We start from the raw sequence: 23,236 nt of genomic DNA on the forward strand, positions 1-23,236 counted from the left end.
GAGCCGGCCGGAACCAACACCGGCCGGGTCGCTGCTTTGGTGTTCCATCGGCAGGACGCCCGCCACCTTTTATCGGAGGCCAACCATGCCAAGAAAGCCCCGTTCCATGCCCTTCTTCCTCATGCTGGGCCTGCCGGTTTTCGGCGCCGGCTCCGCTCCGGCCGCTGCCGGGCAGGATCCTGCAGCAGCGGCGCCGCGGCAAATGCTGTTGCAAAAAACGGTGACGCTGCCCGCCAATACGGTCGAAACCCGGCTCATCCGGGTGCGGTTTCCTCCCGGCTACAAGACGCCTCTCCATACCCACGAAGGCCCCGGCCCGCGTTACGTCCTCCAGGGCAGACTGCGGGTGGAGGATGCGGGCGAACGCCATGACTACGGCGCCGGTGACGTGTTCTGGGAAACCGGTAGCGCGATGACCGTCGAAAACATCGGCGGCAGCGATGCCGAACTGGTGATATTCGAACTCGCCGCGGCCAAATGAAGAGGAGCGTCTCGTCGATCTCATGACCCGGTCCGCCGGCGACATACCGCCTGGCGGACCGCTCTGGTGTATCATCTTGCGTTGTCCCGACCGCCTATCGTTTTCCGGTCGAGCCCGGCAATCCGCCGTTCTTTTCCGGACGCGTGGCATGCTCCCCCGTGTCGCAAGTCGCGTCTCCCTATCAAGCAAGCAAGAACACCGTCGATGACATCCTCCTACACCTCCCACACCGAATCCGAAAGCCGTTCCATCGCCGCGTTGCGCGAGATCGTCGAATCCGCGCGGCCGCTGAGCTACATCCGCTCGTCCGAAGAACAGCGCGTCGAGAGATTGCTGAAAGACGCCGCACAGCGCTTTTTCAGCGCCAAGGTGCCGGTCTGGACCTGGAGCCTGACCGAAGGACTGCGCCGCGACGATGGCACGGCCGACGCTTCCGCCACCGATCCCCGCGCCGCGCTCGATTTCATCGCCGCGCACCAGGGGCCGGCGCTGTTCCACCTCAAGGACTTCCACGAGCCCCTGCGCGAGCGGGCCGACATCCGCCGCCGCCTGCGCGACCTGTACGGCGCCTGCTTCGACCAGGGCAAGTTCGTCATCATCTCCTCACCGGTCCGATATATTCCCGAGGAACTCGGCCGGAGCATGATGTACATCGAACTGACGCTGCCGGATCTGGCCGAACTGATCGACTTCCTCCGGGACGAAGTCGCCGCCGTCAAGGCGCTGGGCGGCAGCGTCGACACCGACGATGCGACTCTGACCCAGATCGCACGGGCCTTGCAGGGCCTGACCCTGGACGAGTCGCGCCACGCCATCCGCCGCGCCCTCGCCGCGGGCGGCGGCCTGGGATCGGATTCACTGCCCGCGCTGTACGAGGAAAAGCGCCTCCTGGTGAACCGCACCGGCATGATCCAGTACGTCGCCGACGGCACCAAGATCGACAACGTCGGCGGCCTGGAAATCATGAAGAAATGGCTCACGGAACGGCGCGAACTGTTCCAGCTCCGCGACAGCATCAGCGCCGAAATCGTGCCCAAGGGCGTGCTCATCATGGGGGTCTCCGGTTGCGGCAAGAGCCTTTCGGTCAAGGCCATCTCCTCCACCTTCGGCCTGCCGCTTTACCGCATCGACATGACCGAAATCTTCTCCGGCCGCCACGGCAGCGCCGAAGGCGCCTTCGTCGCCGCCTGCCGCATGCTGGAGCAGATCGCGCCGGCCGTGGTGTGGTTCGACGAAATCGAGATGGGCGTCAATTCGACCGAGTCCTCCGGCGAACAGGGACGCATCTTCGCCTTCTTCCTGACCTGGATGCAGGAAAAGACCAGCGGCCTGTTCGTAGCCGCCACCGCCAACCGCATCGACCTCCTGCCGGCTGAAATGACGCGAAAAGGGCGTTTCGACGAAATCTTCTTCGTCGACCTGCCGCTGGACGACGAGCGGGTCGAGATTTTCCGCATCCATTTGGAGCGCCGTGGCATCGACACCAGCCCGTTCGACCTCACCCGCCTCGTCAAGATCACCAAGGGCTGGGTCGGCGCCGAGGTGGAGCAGTGCGTGGTGTCGGCCCTGACCTCGGCCCACCTGGAAAACCGCGACGTGACGGTGGAAGATCTGCTTAGGGCCGCCGGCAAGATCGTACCGCTGTCCAAGACCATGAAAGAGCAGGTCGACCATATCCGCAGCTGGGCCTACAACCGCGCCGTGCGCGCCTCGCCCGCGGAGTTTGCGCACTGAGCCGGGAACGGGTTTTCCGTTTTACCGCAGTCAGGATGGGGTCGTCCCCTTACGGCGATCCCTTCCTGGTCTGCGCCCGGAAGGACACCGGGAGCTACCACTCGTTTTTCATACCCCAAGGCGTGGCGCCATCCACCAAGGGCGCCTTGATGCCCTTTTTCTCCATGTCTTCCAAGGTCTTGTAATACGTCGCCTCGTGCATCAAGGTCCCATTCCGGGTGTAAAGCGCGACGTATCTCGCAGCGGTGTCGACGTCGACCACGAAATCCCCGCCAGCGTCTTCGGTGCGACGCGCGTTGCCGTTCCAATCCACGAAAAAGCCTGGTGCTACCGCCATGATCGGTCCTCTGAGGGAAAATGTTCTCGCGCTATGGGAGGCAAGATCCGAGCCATGAGACGATCCCGAAAAAAGGCTTGTACAACAGACGGTTGCATATTCACCGCGAGCGACCGGCCGGATGATCCATTGTCGCAAAGCCGGCAATGTCGCATCACCGGCAAGCATACGGGCGGGAAATCACTTCACCCCCGCCACCGGCCGCATCTGGGTGTCGCATCTGCCGCCGACGCCGACGGTTTGGTCGACCGCGGGCGCCTGGCAGTTTTCGCCGCGATCCTTGAGATGACAGCGCAGCTCCAGCGATTTGCCCGAGTTCAGCCACGCCGGTGTGGTACGGTAGCGCCCGGGTTCGCCGCTTTCGCAGCCGGCTGGGATGCCGTAGGGCACGCAGCGGGCGGCAGGCTTGAGATCGATCTTGCGGGCGTCGATGAGGAAACCGGGGTAGTTGTCGACGATCGTGATCTCGTCCCGGTCGTCCTTTTGCGTCACGATGAAGTCCTGGAAGAAGTAGCCGCCGTCGGCGCGCTCCTCCACCTGAATCCGGGTATTGGCAATGAGCGCGAAATCTCGTCCCTTCCGGGCCACCGCGCCGGAGATGTACTCCGCCCGCTCGTGGCCGGGGAAGCATTTGCCCATGGCCGGAGCATGGTAGTAGTGCTTGAGGCTCTTCAGGTCCGTGAGGGCGGCGCCGGGAAAGATTTCCCGAAGGTCCGCATCGTCGCCGAACAGGATGCGCTGCACGTCGGGCAGACTCTGCTCGTACATGGCCTGCAGCTTGGCGTAGCGCTCGGCATGACTCAAGTCCTGGCGCAGGAAGCAGGCCGTGAGGCCCGTGACCTGGGTGAGGTATTCGTCCCAGATGTTGTATTGCGAGGGCTTCGACGCCACTCCCTCGAAATCCCCCGGCCCGCCACAGCCCTGGCCGAGGGTGCAGCCTTCCTTGCCGCGGTTGCGGATGGACAAGGCGATGATGTTGCGTTCGCAGGCACCGTAGGCGTTACAGCCACGCTCCAGGTGCCCTTCGAACAGGGCGGTGCGCATGACGTAGTCCAGATGCCTGGCCTGCTCCAGCGCCCGCGCCGGCCAATGGCCGGGGTTGGCCCGCGAGAACTGATCCCAGGCGCGGGCCAGGGCGGAGCGGCGGCCGGTCAGGTCGCCATTGGCGCTTTCGCATGGGGGCGAGTCGTGGAACGCCTTCACGATCCGGTCCAGCTCGCCCTGGTCCGGCCTGGCCGGCCGGCGCGCCGGAGCCGGGGGCGGATCGAAGAAAGGCGCCTTTTCCATGGGATAGAGCTTGCGAACGTCGATCACGTGCCGGACCGAGCCGTCGCAATGATGATTGGCGACGGCCAGGGCCTTGCGCTCCGCCACGGCCTGCTTGAATGTCTCCACCGAGGCGGGCGTGGCGGTGCGGGAATCCACGACGAGCTTGAAACCCACATACGGCGTGCCGCTGGCATCGGCCAGCGGCTGGCCGTTCTTCAAGACCAGGCAGGGAATGACCGAGCTGCCCTGGCTCAGCGTCCCGGCCGGCGACGCGGGGCCGTTGCGCAGAAAGGCATCGGCGTCGTAGTACGGAATATCCAGCGGCCCATTGAACTGGTATAGCGTCATCACCGGCGTGGCCGGAATGGCCAGGGCGAGTCCGGGCGCGCCGGCCAGCGCGAGCAGCAGTCTTTTCATGGTGAAAACCTAGGTTCAGCGCTCGAACAGAGCGATGGATTCGACGTGGGCGGTGTGCGGGAACATGTCCATCACTCCGGCCTGAAGCAGACGGTAGCCGTGTTCGTGGACCAGAATGCCAGCATCCCTCGCGAGGGTGGAAGGATTGCAGGACACGTAGACGATGCGCCCGGCTTTCCACTTTGGCACGCACTGCAAAATTTCCTGGGCGCCGGCGCGGGACGGATCGAGCAGCACCTTGTCGTACTCCCGCTCGGCCCAGGGGCCGCAGCGCTCCGGCTTGGACAGGTCGGCGACGTGGAATTCGACGTTGCCGATGCCATTATCCGCGGCGTTGCGGATCGCACGCGCCACCGCCTCCTCGCCTCCCTCCACCCCGGTGACATGCGCGGCGCGGCGCGCCAGCGGCAGGGTGAAATTCCCCAGGCCGCAGAACAGGTCCAACACGCGTTCCTTCGGCTGCGGATCGAGCACCTGCATGACCCGGTCGATCATCTGGCGGTTGATCGCCATGTTGACCTGGGTGAAGTCCAGGGGACCGAAGCGGAAGGTCACGTCCCAGTCCGGCAGGCTGTAGCTCAAGTCGTGCGCGGACTCCGGATAGACCGGCGCAACCGAGTCGCGCCCGTGGCGCTGGATGTAGACATCCAGGCCATGCTCCCTGCCGAACTGGGCGAGCCTCGCGAGGTCTTCGGGGGTTGGATCATCCAGCACCCGAAACACCAGCGCCGTGCGCGCCTCGCCGACGGCGGCCTCGATCTGGGGCAGCCGCTGGCGCACGGAAAGGCCCTGGATCAGTTCGGCGAAAGCCTCGATGCGCTCGCCCAGGGCAGGATGCAGCACGGGACAAGCTTTCATGTCGACGATCAAGGCGCTGGACCGCTCGCGAAAACCCACCAATTCCCTGCCTTTCTTCGCGACATAGCGCGCGCCCAAGCGCGCCCGGCTGCGATAGCCCCAGTGCGGCCCCTGCAGCGGCGGGAACAAGCCCTCCGGCTCGACCTTGCCGATGCGGCGAAACTGCTCCAGCAGCAGATCCTCCTTCAGGGCGACCTGCGCCTCCTCGGATAGATATTGCAGGCTGCAGCCGCCGCAAAGGGCGAAATGCTGGCATCGCGCCGGCACGCGGTCGGGCGAGGCCGTCACGACCTCCTCCACCCGCCCGGCGGCGTAGTCGCGCTTGATTTCGGTGTAGACGAAGGTGACATCCTCGCCCGGCAAGGCGCCGTCGACGAACACCACTCGCCCGTCGACGTGGGCGATCCCCTTGCCGTCGTGGGCGAAGGACTCGATGTGCGCTGCGATCGGCTCGACCGGCAGCGACTTTCTTTTGCCTCGATGACCCATCTTATTCAGGAAAGACGCCGGTGGAGAGATAGCGGTCGCCGCGGTCGCAGATGATGACGGCAATCACCGCGTTCTCGACTTCCCGCGACAAGCGCAGGGCGGCCGCCACCGCGCCGCCGGAGGAAATGCCGGCGAAGATGCCTTCCTGCGCCGCCAGTTCGCGGGTAGTGGATTCGGCCTCTTCCTGGGTCACGTCGAGGATGCGATCCACCAGCGAGGCGTCGTAGATCTTCGGCAAGTATTCCTGCGGCCAGCGCCGGATACCGGGGATCTTGGCCTCGTCCTTGGGCTGGACGCCGACGATCTGGATCGCCGGATGCCGCTCCTTGAGGTAGCGCGCCGTGCCCATGATGGTGCCGGTGGTACCCATGGAACTGACGAAATGTGTGACCCGCCCCTGGGTGTCGCGCCAGATTTCCGGCCCCGTGCCTTCGTAATGAGCGCGCGGATTGTCCGGGTTGGCGAACTGGTCGAGGATCTTGCCCTCCCCCCGCGCCTCCATCGCCCGTGCCAGATCGATGGCCGCCTCCATGCTGCCCGCCGCCGGCGTCAGGATGATCTCGGCCCCGAAGGCCTTCATCGTCGCCCTGCGTTCGGCGCTCATGTTGTCGGGCATGATCAGGGTCATGCGGTAGCCCTTGATGGCAGCGGCCATGGCCAGGGCGATGCCGGTATTGCCGCTGGTCGCCTCGATCAGCCGGTCGCCCGGCTTGATGTCGCCGCGCGCCTCGGCACAGCGGATCATGCTGAGGGCCGGCCGGTCCTTGACGGACCCCGCGGGGTTGTTGCCTTCCAGCTTGGCCAGGATGACGTTGCCGGTGTCGCCGGGCAGCCGCTGCAGACGCACCAGCGGCGTATTGCCGACGAAGGATTCGATGGTGGGAAACATGGAGGAGGATGCCTGTGGAAACTTGGGATGATCCTATTGTAGCCGGCAATGGTTTAGCGATTTTCTAAGGATTAGCCGCCCAAGGGTCAACGCTCCGTTCATCGCACGACACCGGCTCATTCTTCGTGATAGCGGTGATTCGGCTTGGCGATGTCGCAATACAGGAGATCCGGCTGGCAGCTCTCGGACTCCAGTTGCAGCGTGGTGTGCGCGATGCCGTAGCGTTTGCCGAGCAGGCGGGTCACCCGCTTCTGCAGCGCCTCGCCTTCGCTCAGCCGGATGTCGTCCGTCACGATATGGGCCGATAGCATGCGCAACTGCCGCGAGATGCTCCAGACGTGCAGATGGTGCACGCCGTGCACGCCTTCCACCTGCATCAGGTCCCGCACCATCGATCCCATGTCCACGTCGCGCGGCGTGCTCTCCAGCAGAATGTCCATGACCTCGGCCAGCAGCCCTTTGGCGTTCCAAAGGATGAGCAGGGCGATCAGGATACTGACCGCCGGATCGAGCCAGTACAGGCCGGTGTAGCGGATCGCCACGCCCGCGGCGATGGCGCCGAGGGTTGAAACCACATCGCCCAACAGGTGCAGGAAGGCGCTGCGCATGTTCAGGTCGTCGTGGCTGCCGTGATGGACCAGCCAGGCGGTGAAGGCATTGACCAGCAGCGCCGCCCCGCCCACCCCGATCAGGATGTCGGCCTGAACCGGGGCCGGGCTCTGCAGCCGGCCATAGGCGTCATAGAGAACGTACAAGGCAACGACCACAAGTCCGGCGGAATTGGCCAGGGCGGCAAGGATGCCGGCGCGGTGGTAGCCGAAAGTCTTGGCGGCATGCGCCGGCTGCGTGGTCAGCCGCATCGCGTACCAGCTCAGTCCCAGCGCCAGCACGTCGCTCAGGTTGTGCGCGGCATCGGTCAGCAGGGCAAGGCTGTTCGCCTTCCACCCCGCCAGGGCTTCGAAAACGACGAAGCCCGCGGTGACGATCAAAGCCCAGATCAATCGTCCTTGTGATCCGGTAGAATCAGCCGCATGATGATGTTCGTGGTCGTCGTGAGACACCGCCGCCTCCAAGCCGCGCGAAAACGCTTATTTTAACGGATTTGCCGTACCGGCAGCGTCGCTCAGCGTCCCGAGTCATCCGCTTTACCGTCATCCGAGCAGGTCATTCCATGGCAAGTATTTCCCGACGCATCGCATGCGCACTCATCGTATCCTCCGTTCCCGTCGCCGCATCTTTCGCCGACAGCACTCTGCAATATCAGGTCAGCGGCGAAAAAGCGCTGCAGTCGCTGTTCGTCAAAGATGGCCAGGTGCTGATCAAGTCCGCGGGGGGCGATAGCAATCTGGACATTCTTTTCAATCGAAGCCGAAACGCGGCATTCCTGATCGATCACCGCAAGCAGGCCTACATGCCGGTGACCGAGCAGCGAGTCGCCGAGCTTGCCTCCCAGGTCCAGGACGTGCAGCCGCTGCTGCGCGGGCTGGGCGAACAGTTGAAGAAAGTGTCCCCGGAACAAAAAGCCAAGTGGTCGGACATGCTGGGCGGGGTCGATCTGGACCGGGTCACGGCGAAATCGGAAGACCATAGGCCGATCACCCTGTCGCCGGCCGGCGCCGCAAAAACTCAAGGCGGCATCGCCTGCAGCAAAGTGGAGTTGCGCCAGGGTGGCGACAAGAAGGGCGACATCTGCCTCGCTTCGGCCGAAGCGCTCAAGCTTGCCGTAGGGGACTACGAAACCCTGCGCGCCATGCTGATTTTTTCGTCCAGGATCGCCGATCAAGCCAAGGGCGCGGCGACACGCTACGTCGATCTGGGACCGCTACCGGCTGTGAATCTCAGCGACTATCCCGGCATCCCCGTCGAGCTTCACGATGCCTCGTCCCGACAGGCCGCCACCATGACGCTGAGCAAGATCAGCTCGGATGCCCTGTCGGCCGGGGTCGTGGGCATTCCGGAAGGCTATTCGGCCAAGAAGCTGAAGCTCTGGTGAGCAATCAGACAATGTCCGTCACGGCCTGGGCGGGACGAGGCGTTTCTTTCCGGCGCTGCCTCGACCGTTGGGCCAGAAGCGACAACGATACGACGACGATCAGCGCCGCCAGGCTGAGTTCCAGCAGCAGGAACGCCCCGATTTTGAAGTAGGCAAACGCCGGATGGGCGAAACGGACCAGCCAGCCCGCCAGTTCGTCCGCCACCGCGCCGAAAAAAGTCACGCCGGTCAGCCACACTTTCAGGCTGGGAGGCAAGGGAGTGAACAGCACCAGGTGGGCGAGCGTGACCACCAGTATCCCCATCGAAAACAGGTGGAAATGCGTCACTTCCAGCAGACTCTGGTAACTCCGGGGCTGGGTGAATTTTTCCGGCGAGCCGAGGTAGTACTCGACGACCGATTGCGCCGTCAGTCCCATCTTGTGGAAATACATCAGGCCGTTGCTGATCCAGAACAAAGCGATGTACCCCAGAAACAAGAGCACCACGGCATTGAGCATCATCTGCCGATTCTGCTCTCCGGTAACGAAAAATCGCATCATTCACCTCCGGCGGGATGCGCCTGCCTGAAAATTGCCTTGACTTTCCTGACGCTGGCCAGCGCCGCCACCGAACTCAGCGTGGCCCCGGAGACCGCGTCGATGCCATTGCCCGGTATCAGCTGTTCGATCGACCGTCCCTTCATCTGTTCGAACCACCGCGCCGCCGGCTGATACTCCGGCGGTTCGTGGAATGCCAGCACCTCCACACGAACGACCTCGCCGCCGGGGGACAGCACAATTAACAGGCTTTCCGGCTGGGTACGCACGGTGTGGGATTCGATGGCCGCGAATCCCAAGGACTTGCCATCCCGCTCGGCGGTATAAAAGGTGAAAAGGCCCGAATCGAGCTTCACCCGCGCTTCCCGCTCCACCGCCGCCATCTGTTCGTCGGTCAGAAACACCGGCTCCGCCGTCACGGGCACACCCACGCCGAATGCCAGTTCGAAAGCTTCCTCCTGACTGTGATAGACCGTTGCACTGGCACCGGGAACGACTCCGACCAGCAAGGCGCCCATCAACAGGCCGGCGAAAAACGCGATCTTCTTTTTCCCCTGATCGATCCTGGAGATACGGGACTGGCTATGCAAAGAAAAATACTCCTCAATGTCATTTACATGCCCATGCTACACCAAAGACCGCGTTTTACGGACCACCCCGGGTCACGAAAACGTCAAAATCCACTGAGGATGCGGTAAACGATCTTGTGATTGTCCGCCGCCAGCACCTCAGCCTTCAGGTTGCGGAAGCTGATGGTGGTCGGAAAGGCATCGACCGCGTAGCTCATGTCCAGCGTGACCATGGGTCGGTCGAAATCGCCTCCCTTGTACTCCATGAACCGCAGACTGAGGGTGTTGTTCGCAAAACCCTGATAGATCAGCTCGTAGCGGAAAGCGCCTCCGTGCGGAACCACGATCTCCTGGGTCTTGTAGGGCAGCCGCGGCGACAGCGGTTGCTTGATCCAGGACGATTCCGGCGCCACCCGCACGTGGTCGAACAGACCGTCACCCGTTTCGTCCGAGAAGCAGGCCGTCTTGTAGGCCCCGATCAAGGGATCGATGTACAGCAGCTTGTCCGAACAATAGACCGGATCGTTCTGCACCGTCGCCGGGAAGACCGCATCGCCGGCGTCGACGAAGACCGCGCCTTCGCCGACCACCTGCCGGTTCGAGCCGGTGAATACGGCGCCCTTGCGGTGCCAATAGTTGTAGACCATGAATATTCGACCGCCGGCTGGCGCCTGCGCTTGCTGTCCCAGGGGCGGCTCGAGCCCCGAAACGTCCGAGAAATTCGACTGGTCGATGACCGGCGCCGGCGAGCAAGCGACGCCCGCAATCGCCACCACCGCCAATAAGAGTCCGCGATACAGCATGGGTTTTCCTTTCGACTGGATTGCTCAGTAAATGAACCCGACACCGAGGTTGAACTGGCCCGGCAACTGCCCCGCCCCGGAACTGATGTTCTGGTAGTCGGCCTTGATGACGATGTTGGTGATGGGTTTGTAAGTGAGACCGGCCTGGTAGATGCGCTGGTCGTAGAGGCCGTCGTAATCGGTGAAGCCGTCCGGCACGGTCGCTAAGGTATTGTAGCGTTGGTAACGCACGAACGGCGCGAGGTACTGGGTGGTCCCCTGCCACAGCCAGGGCAGCACGTCGTAAGCGCCTTCCACGTACCACCCGTAATTGGAGCTGCCCACCGTCTCGCCTTTGGCCTCGCTGAGTATCGCCGCGTCGCCGACGCCGCCCCAGGCGCCCAGCGCGCGGAATTCGAAGCCGCGGTAATGCCACTGCAGGTGCCCTTCGTAGAGCTGGGTGAACACGTTCGGTTTCTGCGGGCCCGCCGCAGTCATGTAGACATTGCCTTGCCCCGCGTCGCCCAGGAAGGTCGAGGCGCCGATCATCAGGCCCGGCAGTTCGGGCGGCATGTAGTCCACCCGTCCCGTGAACGCCAGATTCTCCGCCAGGGCCTGGCTGCCGCCTTGGCGGCCTTCCCGGATGCCGAGCGAATCGAAGCCCTCGGCGTTCAGTCCGTTCACGCCGTAGGCGCGGTAAACCAAGCCAGGCACGATCTCGCCGTGCACCCCCACGCCCATCTCCCGCCAAGTCGTCGGGATGATCAGTTGCTCGACCGCGGGACGCCGGTTGCCGTGGAAGAACAGAGGCTCATGGATTTCGTTGATGAAGCCCATGGGCACGAGCATCAGACCGGTACGCGCATTGACTCTGGGGTCGAACAGAAAATCCAGGTATGAAAACTCGACGGACACCTCGCCCTTTTCTTCGCTCCCTTCGCCGGTCGAGGCGTGCTCGAACTCGATTTCGTTGTTCAGCACGATCCAGTCGTTGAACTTGTAACCGGCATAAATGACGAGCCGGGCCATGTCGGCTGTGTTCTTTTCCTGCAGGGATTTTTTCACCCCGTCGTTCTGGAAATTGGTATAGAAGAATTCGCCGTAGCCGCCGAGCGATAGGCCCCGTTTGTTCATGTACACCTGCGAGGCCGCCGGCGCCATGCCGTACATGCTCTTGTACTCCCGTTTTTCCGGGATGATCAGCGAAGTCTTGAGTTTCTCGACCTCGGCCGCGAGGATGTCGGTCTTGCGCTCCGATTCCGATTTCGCCTTTTTCTTGCTTGCAGCGCCGCCCGGCTTTTCCGGTTCGGCCGTGGCCTCCGCCTTGTTCGCCGTCTTGAGATCCTGTACCTCCTGCTTGACCTCTTTCTGTACGGTCTCGGTCTGGCCGAGTTTGGTCTTCAGCGCTTCGATTTCCTGCTGCTGCTGCTGAATCACTTTCCAAAGATCCTCGACCGTGGGCAGCTTCTGGGCGGCATTCGCTGCTCCTGCGAGACCGTACGAAAGAAGGGCCGTGGACAGAGCCGTTCGAAGAGGGCTCGGCTTGGCTGTTGGTTCACTCATTGGCGATTCTCCCCTTGTGAAAAAATAACGCGCCTACAAATGCGATTGATTTGCGTTTGCGTGTACATTAGCATTAGCATGGACATCATGCAAGCGCCCCCGGCCAGAAAGAGTCCATTGACGGCGATGAACCAAGCCGAATCGTCAGGACCTGGGTCGCGGTCGACTACGATGCTTGACCATGCCGAGCCTCGTAACGAGAATTGTTCTCATTAAATTACAGACGCAAGATCGGGGGAACCTGGAATGAAATACCGTCGCACCTTGGCAGCAGGCATCTTCGGCTTGATCGCCTCCCACCCCGCTTTATCGGACGATCTCGCGCTGCCAGGCGGAAAGCGTCTTTCCCTTAAGGCGCAACTCGGACAGAAGCTGTTCTTCGACGCCAACCTGTCCACGCCGCCCGGTCAGTCGTGCAGCAGTTGCCACGATCCGAACTCGGCATTTACCGACCCGAACAAGAATCAACCGACCTCCAATGGCGTGCTGGCGACGCTGAAGGGCAACCGCAATGCGCCGACCGTGACCTACGCCGCCTACACCCCGCCATTCCATTACGACACCACCCTGCGCCTCTTCGTGGGAGGACAGTTCCTGGACGGACGCGCGTCGACGCTCAAGGACCAGGCCAAAGGGCCATTCCTCAATCCAGTGGAAATGGCCAATCCCGACAAACAGACCGTCGTGACCAAGGTCAGGGAAGCGGAATATGCATGGATGTTCGATGAAGTCTTTGGTCCCGGCTCGCTCGACCATACCCGCAAGGCCTACGACCGGATCGCTGCTGCGATCGCGGCCTTCGAGCGATCCCCGGTATTCGCCCGGTTCGATTCCAAGTACGATTACTACCTGAAGGGGAAAGTCAGGCTCACGCCGCAGGAAATGCGGGGGCTGGTGGTCTTCGAGTCCGAAAAAAAAGGCCATTGCGCGGCCTGTCATCCGAGCAGGCCGAGCGCGAACGGCACCCCGCCATTGTTCACGGATCACACCTACGACAACCTCGGCGTGCCCAAGAACCCGGACAATCCGTTCTATGCCCTTCCGTCGAAGCTGAATCCCGATGGCCCTGCCTTCGTCGACCAGGGACTCGGTAAACAAGTGGGCAAGTTCTGGGAAAACGGAAAACTAAAAGTGCCGACGCTTCGCAACATTGCGCTCACGGCGCCCTACATGCACAACGGCTATTTCAGCACCCTGCGCTCCGTGGTGGATTTCTACAATACCCGGGACGTTCGCCCCACCTGCTGGAATGAACTCGTGACCGAAGCCGAAGCCGAGCGACTGGGTTGCTGGCCGGCGCCCGAGGTCAGCCAGAACGTCAATCGCGACGAACTCGGCGATCTGGGCCTGAGCGACAGGGAAGTCGACGACCTGGTCGCTTTCCTCAAGACCCTGACCGACGGCTACCAGCCGGAATGAAGGCTCAGGCGGGTTGCGCCGCAGGGATGTAGAAGAAGCCGATGGCCAGTATGCAGTAAACGCCCATCAGCAATAGCCCGTCGAACCAGCTCGACTGGCCGTCGCGGACCAGGTCGCGTGTGACCACGACCGCGAGCATGACGGCGACGATCTCGAACGGGGAGAACAGGAGGTCCATGTCCTGTCCGATGAGCATGCTGAAGAACACCAGAACGGGGGCGACCAGCAGAGCAACCTGGGTGCTGGCCCCGACGGTGATACCCAAAGCCAGTTCCACATGGTTGGAGCGGGCGAACCGGATCGAGTTGAAGGTTTCGGCGGCGTTACCCACCATCGCCAGCAGGAAGACGCCGGCGAACAGCGGGGTCAGCCCCATCGCATCAGCCGCCGGCTGGATCGCGTCCGTCATGATTTCGCTCATGATGCCCAGGGCGATGGTCACCACGGCGAGGACCGTAAGCGCACGGTTCCTGCTCCATCCTAGCTCGCCGCCCAACGGCTCCGGCTCGGCCTTGCCTTTCTCTTCGAGCTCCTCCGCGGCCGCCGCGACGCCGAAAACCGCCTTCTGGCTTCGCAGGGTCAGAATGATGCTGCCGCAGTACACGAAAAAGAGCACTGCCGCGATGTGGACGCTGATTTCCTCGTCCGAACGCGCACTGAAATGAAAGACGGCGGGGATGATCATCGCTATCGCCGCCAGCATTAGCGAACCGGCGTTGCGGCGAGCGGTCCTGGAGTCGAATTCCTGCTCGCCCCATTTTACGCCGCCGGCAAACAGGGACAGTCCCAGGCCCAGCAACAAATTTCCGATGATGGAACCGGTAAGCGAGGCCTTCACGACATCCACCAGCCCCTGGTGAAGCGCGAACAGCCCCACGATGATTTCTGGGGCATTGCCGAGGGTGGCGCTGAGCAAGCCACCATAAGTCGGTCCCAGGTAGCTCGCGAGCGCTTCGGTGGCATCGCCCATCAGGCCCGCGAGGGGCACGATCGCCAAGGCCGAAGCCAGGAAAACCACGATGGGGTCGGCCTCCCTCCAGTCCAGACCCAACGCGATCGGAACGAATATCAGCAACCAGTTCAATCTCACACTCGGCTCCCCAGGCTCATTGCGAACTTTTGACCAAGAATCCCTTTCGGAAAAAAACATTGTACGCCGTCGGTATGATCGTGCGATTTGTGAAATAGTCGTGATATACCTTCCAGGCACCGCTGCGACGATCCGTATCGCCACGACCAGCAACTGAGGATCATGGGTCGTTGGTTAACTCAATTTTTATTGCCTGCATGAGGCTGCCGATGAACCTGAACTGGCTGCTTGCGCTGATACCCGTAGCCATTGCGCTCAATTGGTACCATGCCGATCCGATCCTGGTTTTCCTCTGCTCCGCCCTTTCCATTGTTCCCCTGGCCGGTCTGATGGAAAAAGCCACGGATGCCCTGTCGGACTATTTGGGGCCCACTTACGGCGGACTGGTGAACGCAACCATGGGCAACGCACCCGAGCTGATCATCGGCATTTCCGCATTGCGCAACGGCCTGATCGACATCCTGAAGGCATCGATCGCAGGGTCCATCATGGGCACCCTGCTGTTCGGCATGGGACTTTCCCTGCTCGCCGGCGGGCTGCGCAAGCCCCGCCAGAGCTTCGACAGCGAGATGGTGTCGGTCAACGGTGCACTGCTGATGCTCGGAACGTTCGGCCTCGTGATCCCCGCCGTATTCAAGTTCGGCGCCAAGCCCGACCAGGAAATCAGCCTGGAAATATCCGTCGTGTTGTTTCTGGTTTATCTCGCCAGCATGATCTATACCCTGGTCACACACCGGCCGGCCGTCGGTGCCGCTGCCGTCAAAGCCGAGCTGGAGGAAAAAGGGGAATCCTCCAAGGACGAGAGGCCGGCATGGAGCCGCAACACCGCCTTCTGGGTGCTCGGCGGAGTCGCCATCGTCCTGGCGGTCGTGAGCGATGCGCTCACCGACTCCATCGACGACGCAGCCGACGCCATCGGCCTCACTCCCGTGTTTGCCGGCGTGTTTCTGCTTTCCATCGTGGGCAATGTGGCTCAGTTCATGAATTCGACATCATTCGCCTACAGGAACCAGATGACCCTCGCCCTATCGGTCAACCTCGGCGCGACGACCCAACTGGTGCTGCTGGTCGCTCCCGTCCTCGTCATCGCCGGCAACCTCATGGGCATGAACATGGACCTGCTGTTCACCCAGTTCGAACTCGTGGGGATCATCCTGTCGGTGATGGTCGCCAGGAACCTGCTGGGCGACCATACCTCGACCTGGCTCGAAGGCGTGATGTTGATCGGAGTCTACATGATGCTCGGCATCGGTTTTTTTTATGCGCCTTCGCCTTGATCCAAGGACCGAAAACGGACATGAAATTCCAACGAAACCTTAACGAGGCTTGCGGATACTCGTGCGGATCATTTTGAAGGCAGCGCCAAACCGTGACAGAAAGGTTAAATCGGCTCGTCAGCGGCGTCTCGACCTTGGCTTTCGCCGGAAATGCGTGTTAGCCTGAGAATGAATGTCAAAGCCGGTTTCCAACGGCCGGCCCGTCCGTCAAAAAGAGCATGTCAAACTTCTAAGGGAGCATCCGATACCATGGCAGATCAAACCGCGAACAGTACCAGCACCGATGCCGGCGAAGCCGAAGCGCTGAAATCGATTTCGGACGCGATGCGCGACGCCGTGCAGAACGCGACCGAAGACGCGGCCAAGGTGAGAGAGAAGCTGGCCGGCATGGACGTGGGCCGGTCGTTGTCGCGCTTCGCCTACACCAGTTCTTACATGGTGTCCTACGGCATCGTCTATGGCACCGTCTTCGTCGCCCGCGCCATCCCCCAGGACAACCCCATCGTCGAAGGATTCATCGACGGCGGCCGCGCCGCTCTCGATGCGCTGAACGAAGCCAAGGAAATTTCCGCGCCCGCCTCCGGCGCCTGAGCCGCACACGGGGCGCGATGACGCTTCTTCGTCAAAGGAATCATCAGAAAATTGTTATTCGATCAGGACTGTTGATAATGCCCCATCCCGCTTCGAACACCAGCGCGTCGAACCCCCCCATCGGCTCCAGCACCACGATCTCATTTCCGGCGCCCGGAACGGTTGCAATCCAGGGACAGGCCATGTTCGGCGATCCGGACACCCCGGTTTGCCGGGCTTTCTTGCGGCGAGTATTCCTGGTACCGGAAATCCGGGGAGCGACGATCAAAACGGCGCCGGCCTGTCGTGCAGAGCTCCATTTCGACGCCACGCGGCATGCCGCGAAAGAAGTGCTGTGGAAGGTGGCGGATTGCCTGGTGGACGAAAACGGCATGCCGGCCGAAGGCGAAACCGCTCCGCTGATCTCACCGATGATCACCGCGCGCGACCGCCACGGCGTCGTGCATTATCACCGGTTCGGCAAGAGGGTGACGGGCTGGCAGGTCGTGAACGACAAGACCGGCTCGATCAGGCTGAAAAATCCCGTCCTTTATCGCAAGAACAACCTCTGCCAGGCCATCGAGCGCGAACTGATGAGCGTGCTCGGCATCGACCGCTACAAGACGCATTCCCTGCGCTGCACGGTGCAAATCGACTATGATCCGCGCCGGCTGAGCCCATCGAATCTCATCGAGATCCTCGACAGCGCGCTGGAGAACGCCGAACACCAGGAGGAGCTGGACAAACTCGATCTCGACCTGACCATCTGCACCCTGTCCGTCCCGCTGGCGGCGACCGCGCAGTTCGCGGTTCCGGCCTTGCTCCCGGTGTCGGCGGCGGTATTCGCCTACACAGCCATCCCTTGCTTCAAGGGTGCGTACGAACTCGTTTTCAAGGAAAAGCGGATCGGCTGCGATTTTCTGGATTCCATCGTGGTACTCGGCTGCCTGGGCACCTTGCAGATTCTGCCCGGCGCGGTATTGGCCTGGTGCCTGTCCTTCGGCCGGCTGCTGGTCAAGAAAACCGAAGACAACTCCAAGAAGATGCTGCTCAATGCGTTCGGGAAGCAGCCTCGCTACGTCTGGCTGGTCAAGGACGGCGTCGAGATCGAAGTGCCCATGGACAAAGTCCAGAAAGGCGACATCGTGGCCGTCCATACCGGCGATACCGTGCCGGTGGACGGCCATATCGTCGAAGGTATGGCGATGATCGACCAGCATGCTCTGACCGGCGAATCCACCCCCGCCGAAAAGGGCGTGGGCGACAGGGTCTTCGCGTCCACGATCATGGTCGCCGGCAAGATCTTCGTTTCGGTCGAACAGTCCGGCAGCGAAACCGCCTCCTCCAAGATCAGCCAGATATTGAACGACACCGCGGGCTACAAGCTCTCCTCCCAGCACCGGGGAGAAAAGCTGGCGGATCAGGCCGCCCTTCCCACGCTGGTCGTGGGCGGCGTCGCCATGGCGGCCATCGGTCCGGGCGGCGCCGTCGCCGCGCTCAACAGCGACCTGGGTACCGGCATCCGCATGGCGGCGCCGCTTGCCCTCTTGTCTTCGCTGGCGCTGTGCGCGCAAAAGGGCATCCTCGTCAAGGATGGCCGGGCGCTCGAACTCATGGGCAAGATCGACACCGTTCTGTTCGACAAGACCGGCACCCTGACCCGGGAATGTCCGGAGGTGGGCCGGGTCATCACCGCGAAGGGGTTCGAAGAAAGCGAGGTGCTGATGTATGCCGCGGCGGCGGAACAGAAATTCCATCACCCCATCGCCCTGGCGATCCTGAACAAGGCGGAAGAATGGGGGATCGGGCTGCCGGCGACCGACGAGACCCAGTACAAGGTCGGCTACGGCATCGATGTCGGGGTGAACGGCCACCGAATCCGGGTCGGCAGCCCCCGCTTCATGGAGATGGAGGGCATTGCCCTCACCCCGGCGATCAAGGAAGCACTCGATGCCGCCCATCTCGAAGGCTATACGATGGTGATGGTCGCGATCGGAGACCGGATCGGCGGAGCACTGGAACTCCGGGCCGCGGTCCGGCCCGAAGTGAAGCAGATCGTCGCCGGCCTGCGGGCCCGCGGGGTCAAGCATCTGGCGATCATTTCCGGCGACCACGAAGCGCCCACTCGCAAACTGGCCGAAGAGCTCGGCATGGACCGTTACTTCGCCCAGGTCTTGCCGGCGGACAAGGCCGGTTATGTCGAAAGGCTGCAACAGGAAGGCCGCACCGTCTGCTTCGTCGGCGACGGCATCAACGACTCGATCGCCCTGAAGAAGGCCAACGTGTCGATCTCGCTGCGAGGCGCCACCTCCATCGCCACGGATACCGCCCACATCGTGTTCCTGGAACAGGGCTTGGGCAAACTTTGCGAACTGCGGGATATTTCACGGGAGCTGGACCGCAATATCGCCCGCAGCTGGGCCATGATCATCGCCCCCAATGTCGCCTGTGTCCTCGGCGTGTTCACCCTCGGCTTCGGCGTGGCGGCCTCGGTTTTCACCAACAATGTCGCGGCGCTCGCGGCGCTCGCCAACGGCCTGCTGCCCATGCGAAAGGTCGCCCTCCTGGAAGCCGAACGGCGCCATCAGCTCGAACTCGAATTGAAGCGTGCGGGCTGTGATAATGTGGGCCGAACCGGAATCCCTGATGCCGCCGTCACCATGGAAACCGCGGGCACGGCGACGGGTATCGAGGATGCCGACGACGGCAGACAGGACGCGCTCGCGGCATGAGAAGCACGCTTCCGCCAGCCCCGGAACAACGGGCGGTCATGGCGGCTCCTGCCAGGGCCGCCTCCCTCACCCGGCCCTCTTCATGGAACAAGTGGGGAAAGCTGGCCGGGGTATACGCTGAGCGGCTTTCACGCCATGACGTATCTGTTTCCGAACATTCCATTGGAGGATTCTCATGTCCGAACCCAACGCATCCCACAGCCGCAACAGCGAGTCCGGGCATTCCGCGGCGGCGGCAACGGAAAAATCCCGCGGCGGCCATCAGCCGCGGTTTCGCATCTTCATTCTGGACACCGGCTGGACCTCGCCCGCCGCGCAGGTGATCCGGGACAATTTCGAGATGATCCGCTCGTTCCAGGACGGCGATCCGCTCTATGTGCTGTCGCCGGAGCAGTCCCGTGACATCGTCAAGAGGCATCCCCAGTTCATCGGAAAGGATCCGGTCGTCATCGTCCGCGACATGCACCGCTCCGGTCCGCGCGACGGCGGCGAATACCATGGTTTCCACCTCAATCTCGGACTGATCCAGAAACCCGTTCGGGCGCTGCATGCCCTGCAGGAATTTTTACGCTTCCTGAGCATGCACCGCGACAGCCCCAACATCGAAAAGGACATCAGGGACAGGCTTCACAAGGATGGCTTCATCGGCACCATCGAGGTGATCCGTGAAGGCGCCAAAGACGCCATGGGCGCCTGACGGAAAGCCTCGGTCAATTCGCATTTTTTGGCATACCGAAACCGGAGGACACCCGCATGGAACAGGTGACGAACGCACTGACCACCGCGCTTGCAGCCATCTTTCTCTCGGCCATGGTCATCGAGGTCCGGCGCCGACAGAGGCAACTCCAGGAACTGTACAACGTACTGGATGCGCAGGATAAACAAATCGTCATGGAGCTCGACCGCATGGTCGAACTCGGCGAAATCCAGCCATACGCCGATTAGCCGTTTGATATCTTTCTACAAACGCTGAACAGAAACTGGTTTATGGCCGAGAGCATCACGTTCGGTTCCAATTGGCTGCGCATTGAGGACAGACGGGTCTTCGGCCCGGGCGGCGGAAGGACTGCCCGCCGTTTTGCCCGGCAGGTACTGGCTCTTCCCGACATCGAATCACTCACCCTGGACCCGTCCCAAAGCAGCGCTGTCATAAAGCACCGCACCGCTGGAGCCAACCTCAGCGCGTTTCGGCAGCGGCTGGCCGCGGCGATCGGCACCGACAGCGGCGGATTGGAGGACCGGGCTTTGCCGCATTGGCCGGCGGATACCAAGCTGACGCTCCATCGGCGCGAGGGCTTGATCTCGCTGTTCCGGATCGGCGCGATCGAGGAAGGCTGGCTGGAGTTGCAGCATCCCCGGCTGAAGGGACATTCGGCATTCGCCCGGAACATCGAAGCCGGGCTCGGGGCACTGGGGGCCGTCACGCGAGTCTCCGGAAATGCCGCCTCCGGTACGATCCGGGTACGTTATGACGCCTCGGCGCTCGAGCCTTTGACCGTTGTGCGCGTTGCCGAAGGATTCCTCACGGGCAATGACATGTCGCGTGTTCCCGAACCCGCATCGGTCGATTTCCGGGTCGCCCATGCCAGCGTGGGCCTCGGCGCCGTCGGAGAATTGATGCTGCCGCTTGCGACGCCGGTCGCAGCCGGCCTGCTGGTCGCCGCCAACCTCGGCGTCCTGCAGGATGCCGGCAAGCAGATCGGCCGCGGGAAACTCGGGGTGCCGGTCTTTCATACCGCCCTGCTGGCCTGCTCTATCGCCACCGGCCAAGTGCTCGCCTATGCCTTGACCGAGTGGTCGCTGCGCTACTGGCAGCGGAACTGGCGGAGAAACCTGGCGCAGGAAACGCATGCGCTCCTGGAAGACAGTTTGCCGCTTCCGGCTCAGGCCACCGTGCTGGGCACCGGCGGACGCGAAACCCGGGAGGCAGTGGCCGACTTGCGGCCCGGCGACCGCATCAGGGTTCCGACATCGGAACCCTGTCCGGTCGACGGGCGCGTCGTCGCCGGCAACGCCCTGGTTCAGGAAACCAGCCTCCGCGGAAGCCGAGGCCTGATGAGAAAAGGCGCCGGTGACGAAGTGCTCGCGGGGAGCGTCGTCGTCAGCGGCGCCCTGGAACTCGAAGTCGTCCGTACCGGCCCGGACACCCGTGCCGCCCAGCTTACCCGGGCCATCCTCGAAACCGCCGCGGGGATGCCCGCCGACCGGACGATGCGGCGCAAGGCCGAAGATCTTGCGGACCGCACGGTACTCCCCACGCTGGCCACCGCCGGCGTGGGCTGGGCCGCGGGGGATCTGATCACCGTGGGCGCCATCCTGCATCAGGACTGGGTCAGCGGACCGGGTCTCGCCCTCCCGATGCAGACGCTGCGGGACATGCGGCTGGCCCTGCACAGCGGCGTCTTGCTCAAATCGCCCTCCGCCCTGGTCCGTCTCCGGGAAAGCGATTTCCTGGTGGTCGACGGCGATCTGCCGGGCCTCCTCGATCCGGACCTCGAGCTGGCTCAGGTGGACAGTCGGCTGCCGGACACCGACACGCTCCTGCGACACGCCGCAGGCGCCGGGCTCTTCCTCGGCGATGAACGCGCCGAGGCGCTGGCGCGGAGCTGTCTGCAGCGGGGGCTGGTCGTCCGCGAGCCGGAATTGCTGTCCCTGGACGCCGATGCGGTCGGCGTGCGAATCGGCCGCCATACCGTCAGCCTGGTGAACCGTCCCGGCCGTTCCAAGACGGCTCCGGCGCCCTTGCTGGTGCGCATCGATGGCGTCGACGTCGCCGAACTGCGGTTCGCCTACGGCGCCCTGCCGCATGCGGCCCGCACCCTGGCCCGTCTCCGCGCGCTCGGCATGCAGCAGATAGTCGTCGTTTCGTCCCGAGCGGAAAGCGAAGCCGCCGAACTCGCGCAGCGCCTCGGGGCCGATCTTTCCGGCGGAGGACTGAGCCCGGAGCAAAAGCTCCGCTTTCTACAGGGTCTGAAAAAACGCGGCGTTCGCGCCACGGTGGTCCTCGACTTCGGCAGGAATCCGGACGCCGCCGGTGAAGCCCATGTCGCCGTCGCGTTCGGAAGCCAGACTGCCGACGGAGGCCCTTGTGACATCGCCATCCTGGGCGAGTCGCTCGATCCCTTGGTCGATCTGATGGGATTGGCTCAGGGCCACGAAGCCGACGTCGTTTCGGCCTGCCGCATGGCGGCGATCCCGAACCTGCTCTGTATCGCCGGCGCCTTCGCCGGGCTGCTCAACGGCATCACCTCCGGGATCATCGCGAATATCGGCGTCATGAACGTCGACCGCCGCATGCGGCGAGCCCTGCAGATGGCAAGGACGCGCCGCTCTCCGGTTCTACGCTGATCCCTCCCCGGTCGGGGGAGACTGCCGCCGCCTCTCCCTCCCGGCCTTGCGGAGTCTCATGACACAGCTCACCCCTTCCGCCCCGCTGAGCCGTTACGAGGCGGCTTGGGGTCCGCGCCATCGCCGCCCGGAAGCGGCGCAAGCCTCATTTGGGAAGCCATCTCCCGGACCGGGCACAGCGGCCGCCGGTCCGGCTGAGGCGGAAAATCGTGCCCATCCCGGCCTCGCGATTCGCGCTCGCTGCCCTCGACAGGATGGCCGAGCAACGGGTGCGGGACGGCTGGATTCTGCGCCACAGCGGATTCCGCGGTCTGGCGGACATCGGCGCGCGGATACCGCCGGCATGAACGGCGGTTGAGCTGCACCGACCGCTGAAGGTACCATGCGGCGTTTCCCCATGAATTCATCAGAGCATGACCGAAATTCCTCATCCCGGACGCAAATCGACAAGGCGGCAAGGCAAGCAGGGGCGCGATCCGCACCCGTCCGGAACCGACGGGCGGCAAGCGGGCGAGGACGCCCTCGAAAAGAGCCTCGAAACGCTGGATGCCCTGGCGATTGAACGGAAGACCGAACGACGGATACGGCGCATGCCGCATGATGTCGCCTGGCTGCTGATCACCGCCGGCGTCGTCGGCCTGGTCACGCCGGGCGTGCTTGGCCTGCCCTTCCTCGCCATGGGCGGACTGGTGCTGTGGCCCGGCACCAGCGGGCGGATCGAGCACTGGCTTAACGGCCGGCCGCCACGGTTCCTGAAAGGCAGCATGAAACAGATCGGTCGCTTCCTGGACGACCTGGAACGGCGCTACCCGCCGTCGTCCCGCTGAGCCCTTCCCTGCCCCGGATTTTCCGGGTTCCGCCCCCCACTTTCGAATCGACCG

23 protein-coding genes are annotated in these 23,236 nt (G+C 63.1%); 12 read left to right on the top strand and 11 right to left on the bottom strand.

What is annotated here, in order from left to right; translation table 11 throughout:
* Positions 1-85 precede the first annotated feature (85 nt).
* Together GNH96_RS13340 and GNH96_RS13345 are read left to right on the top strand one after the other, a co-directional pair.
* Positions 86-481 carry a cupin domain-containing protein gene (locus tag GNH96_RS13340; protein ID WP_407658829.1) on the top strand — a complete coding sequence of 132 codons (396 nt, stop codon included), beginning with the start codon at positions 86-88 and terminating at the stop codon, positions 479-481.
* Between the two features lie 204 nt (positions 482-685).
* Positions 686-2,215: an AAA family ATPase gene (locus GNH96_RS13345; RefSeq protein WP_169604119.1), complete on the top strand. Its 1,530-nt coding sequence runs from the start codon at positions 686-688 to the stop codon at positions 2,213-2,215.
* A 94-nt stretch (positions 2,216-2,309) separates the two neighbouring features.
* On the opposite strand, the gene GNH96_RS13350 is transcribed toward GNH96_RS13345, so the two are convergent.
* From GNH96_RS13350 to GNH96_RS13370, 5 genes are all read right to left on the bottom strand, one after another.
* Positions 2,310-2,552, bottom strand: coding sequence for a hypothetical protein (locus tag GNH96_RS13350; protein WP_169604120.1), 243 nt, complete (start codon positions 2,550-2,552; stop codon positions 2,310-2,312).
* Between the two features lie 180 nt (positions 2,553-2,732).
* Complete coding sequence (locus tag GNH96_RS13355) at positions 2,733-4,238, bottom strand: hypothetical protein (protein ID WP_169604121.1); 1,506 nt, start codon at positions 4,236-4,238, stop codon at positions 2,733-2,735.
* A gap of 15 nt (positions 4,239-4,253) precedes the next feature.
* On the bottom strand, positions 4,254-5,585 hold the full coding sequence (rlmD, locus tag GNH96_RS13360; protein WP_169604122.1) for a 23S rRNA (uracil(1939)-C(5))-methyltransferase RlmD: 1,332 nt from the start codon (positions 5,583-5,585) through the stop codon (positions 4,254-4,256).
* A gap of 1 nt (position 5,586) precedes the next feature.
* Positions 5,587-6,474: a cysteine synthase CysM gene (gene cysM, locus GNH96_RS13365; protein WP_169604123.1), complete on the bottom strand. Its 888-nt coding sequence runs from the start codon at positions 6,472-6,474 to the stop codon at positions 5,587-5,589.
* 116 nt (positions 6,475-6,590) lie between these two features.
* Positions 6,591-7,475, bottom strand: coding sequence for a cation diffusion facilitator family transporter (locus GNH96_RS13370; RefSeq protein WP_267313375.1), 885 nt, complete (start codon positions 7,473-7,475; stop codon positions 6,591-6,593).
* 170 nt (positions 7,476-7,645) lie between these two features.
* On the opposite strand from GNH96_RS13370, the gene GNH96_RS13375 reads away from it, so the two are divergent.
* Positions 7,646-8,467, top strand: coding sequence for a hypothetical protein (locus tag GNH96_RS13375; RefSeq protein ID WP_169604125.1), 822 nt, complete (start codon positions 7,646-7,648; stop codon positions 8,465-8,467).
* Positions 8,468-8,471: 4 nt separating this feature from the next.
* Here GNH96_RS13375 and GNH96_RS13380 read toward each other — a convergent pair whose 3' ends face one another.
* The 4 genes from GNH96_RS13380 to GNH96_RS13395 form a co-directional block, all read right to left on the bottom strand.
* Entirely contained in the window at positions 8,472-9,008 is a 537-nt protein-coding gene (locus GNH96_RS13380; protein WP_169604126.1) for a hypothetical protein, read from the bottom strand.
* Entirely contained in the window at positions 9,005-9,595 is a 591-nt protein-coding gene (locus GNH96_RS13385) for an FMN-binding protein (RefSeq protein ID WP_228719868.1), read from the bottom strand. Before GNH96_RS13385 ends, GNH96_RS13380 begins: the two co-directional genes overlap by 4 nt.
* 83 nt (positions 9,596-9,678) lie before the next feature.
* Entirely contained in the window at positions 9,679-10,377 is a 699-nt protein-coding gene (locus GNH96_RS13390) for a hypothetical protein (protein WP_169604127.1), read from the bottom strand.
* A gap of 24 nt (positions 10,378-10,401) precedes the next feature.
* Positions 10,402-11,919 (bottom strand): hypothetical protein, encoded by a 1,518-nt coding sequence (locus GNH96_RS13395; protein ID WP_169604128.1) that lies wholly within the window; start codon positions 11,917-11,919, stop codon positions 10,402-10,404.
* A 246-nt stretch (positions 11,920-12,165) separates the two neighbouring features.
* Here GNH96_RS13395 and GNH96_RS13400 point away from each other — a divergent pair, with 246 nt between their 5' ends.
* Positions 12,166-13,338 (top strand): cytochrome-c peroxidase, encoded by a 1,173-nt coding sequence (locus GNH96_RS13400; RefSeq protein WP_169604129.1) that lies wholly within the window; start codon positions 12,166-12,168, stop codon positions 13,336-13,338.
* A 4-nt stretch (positions 13,339-13,342) separates the two neighbouring features.
* Here the strand turns inward: GNH96_RS13400 and cax (GNH96_RS13405) are convergent, their stop codons facing one another.
* A complete protein-coding gene (cax, locus tag GNH96_RS13405) occupies positions 13,343-14,428 on the bottom strand; it encodes a calcium/proton exchanger (RefSeq protein WP_169604130.1) in 1,086 nt (361 codons plus the stop codon).
* A gap of 209 nt (positions 14,429-14,637) precedes the next feature.
* Between cax (GNH96_RS13405) and cax (GNH96_RS13410) the strand changes: the two genes are divergently transcribed.
* Both cax (GNH96_RS13410) and GNH96_RS13415 read left to right on the top strand, forming a co-directional pair.
* Positions 14,638-15,705: a calcium/proton exchanger gene (gene cax, locus GNH96_RS13410; RefSeq protein WP_169604131.1), complete on the top strand. Its 1,068-nt coding sequence runs from the start codon at positions 14,638-14,640 to the stop codon at positions 15,703-15,705.
* A gap of 249 nt (positions 15,706-15,954) precedes the next feature.
* Entirely contained in the window at positions 15,955-16,296 is a 342-nt protein-coding gene (locus GNH96_RS13415) for a hypothetical protein (protein WP_169604132.1), read from the top strand.
* Between the two features lie 43 nt (positions 16,297-16,339).
* On the opposite strand, the gene GNH96_RS13420 is transcribed toward GNH96_RS13415, so the two are convergent.
* Positions 16,340-16,480: a hypothetical protein gene (locus GNH96_RS13420; RefSeq protein ID WP_169604133.1), complete on the bottom strand. Its 141-nt coding sequence runs from the start codon at positions 16,478-16,480 to the stop codon at positions 16,340-16,342.
* Here GNH96_RS13420 and GNH96_RS13425 point away from each other — a divergent pair.
* From GNH96_RS13425 to GNH96_RS13450, 6 genes are all read left to right on the top strand, one after another.
* A complete protein-coding gene (locus tag GNH96_RS13425; RefSeq protein ID WP_169604134.1) occupies positions 16,479-19,007 on the top strand; it encodes a heavy metal translocating P-type ATPase in 2,529 nt (842 codons plus the stop codon). The genes GNH96_RS13420 and GNH96_RS13425 overlap by 2 nt on opposite strands.
* 175 nt (positions 19,008-19,182) lie before the next feature.
* A complete protein-coding gene (locus tag GNH96_RS13430) occupies positions 19,183-19,704 on the top strand; it encodes a hypothetical protein (RefSeq protein ID WP_169604135.1) in 522 nt (173 codons plus the stop codon).
* Positions 19,705-19,760: 56 nt separating this feature from the next.
* Positions 19,761-19,952 carry a hypothetical protein gene (locus GNH96_RS13435; protein WP_169604136.1) on the top strand — a complete coding sequence of 64 codons (192 nt, stop codon included), beginning with the start codon at positions 19,761-19,763 and terminating at the stop codon, positions 19,950-19,952.
* 42 nt (positions 19,953-19,994) lie between these two features.
* Positions 19,995-22,355 (top strand): P-type ATPase, encoded by a 2,361-nt coding sequence (locus GNH96_RS13440; RefSeq protein ID WP_169604137.1) that lies wholly within the window; start codon positions 19,995-19,997, stop codon positions 22,353-22,355.
* Positions 22,356-22,564: 209 nt separating this feature from the next.
* On the top strand, positions 22,565-22,702 hold the full coding sequence (locus tag GNH96_RS13445) for a hypothetical protein (protein ID WP_169604138.1): 138 nt from the start codon (positions 22,565-22,567) through the stop codon (positions 22,700-22,702).
* A 66-nt stretch (positions 22,703-22,768) separates the two neighbouring features.
* Positions 22,769-23,182, top strand: coding sequence for a hypothetical protein (locus GNH96_RS13450; RefSeq protein ID WP_169604139.1), 414 nt, complete (start codon positions 22,769-22,771; stop codon positions 23,180-23,182).
* Positions 23,183-23,236 lie beyond the last annotated feature (54 nt).

The sequence above is a fragment of the Methylococcus geothermalis genome (genome assembly GCF_012769535.1).
GTDB classification, from domain to species: domain Bacteria; phylum Pseudomonadota; class Gammaproteobacteria; order Methylococcales; family Methylococcaceae; genus Methylococcus; species Methylococcus geothermalis.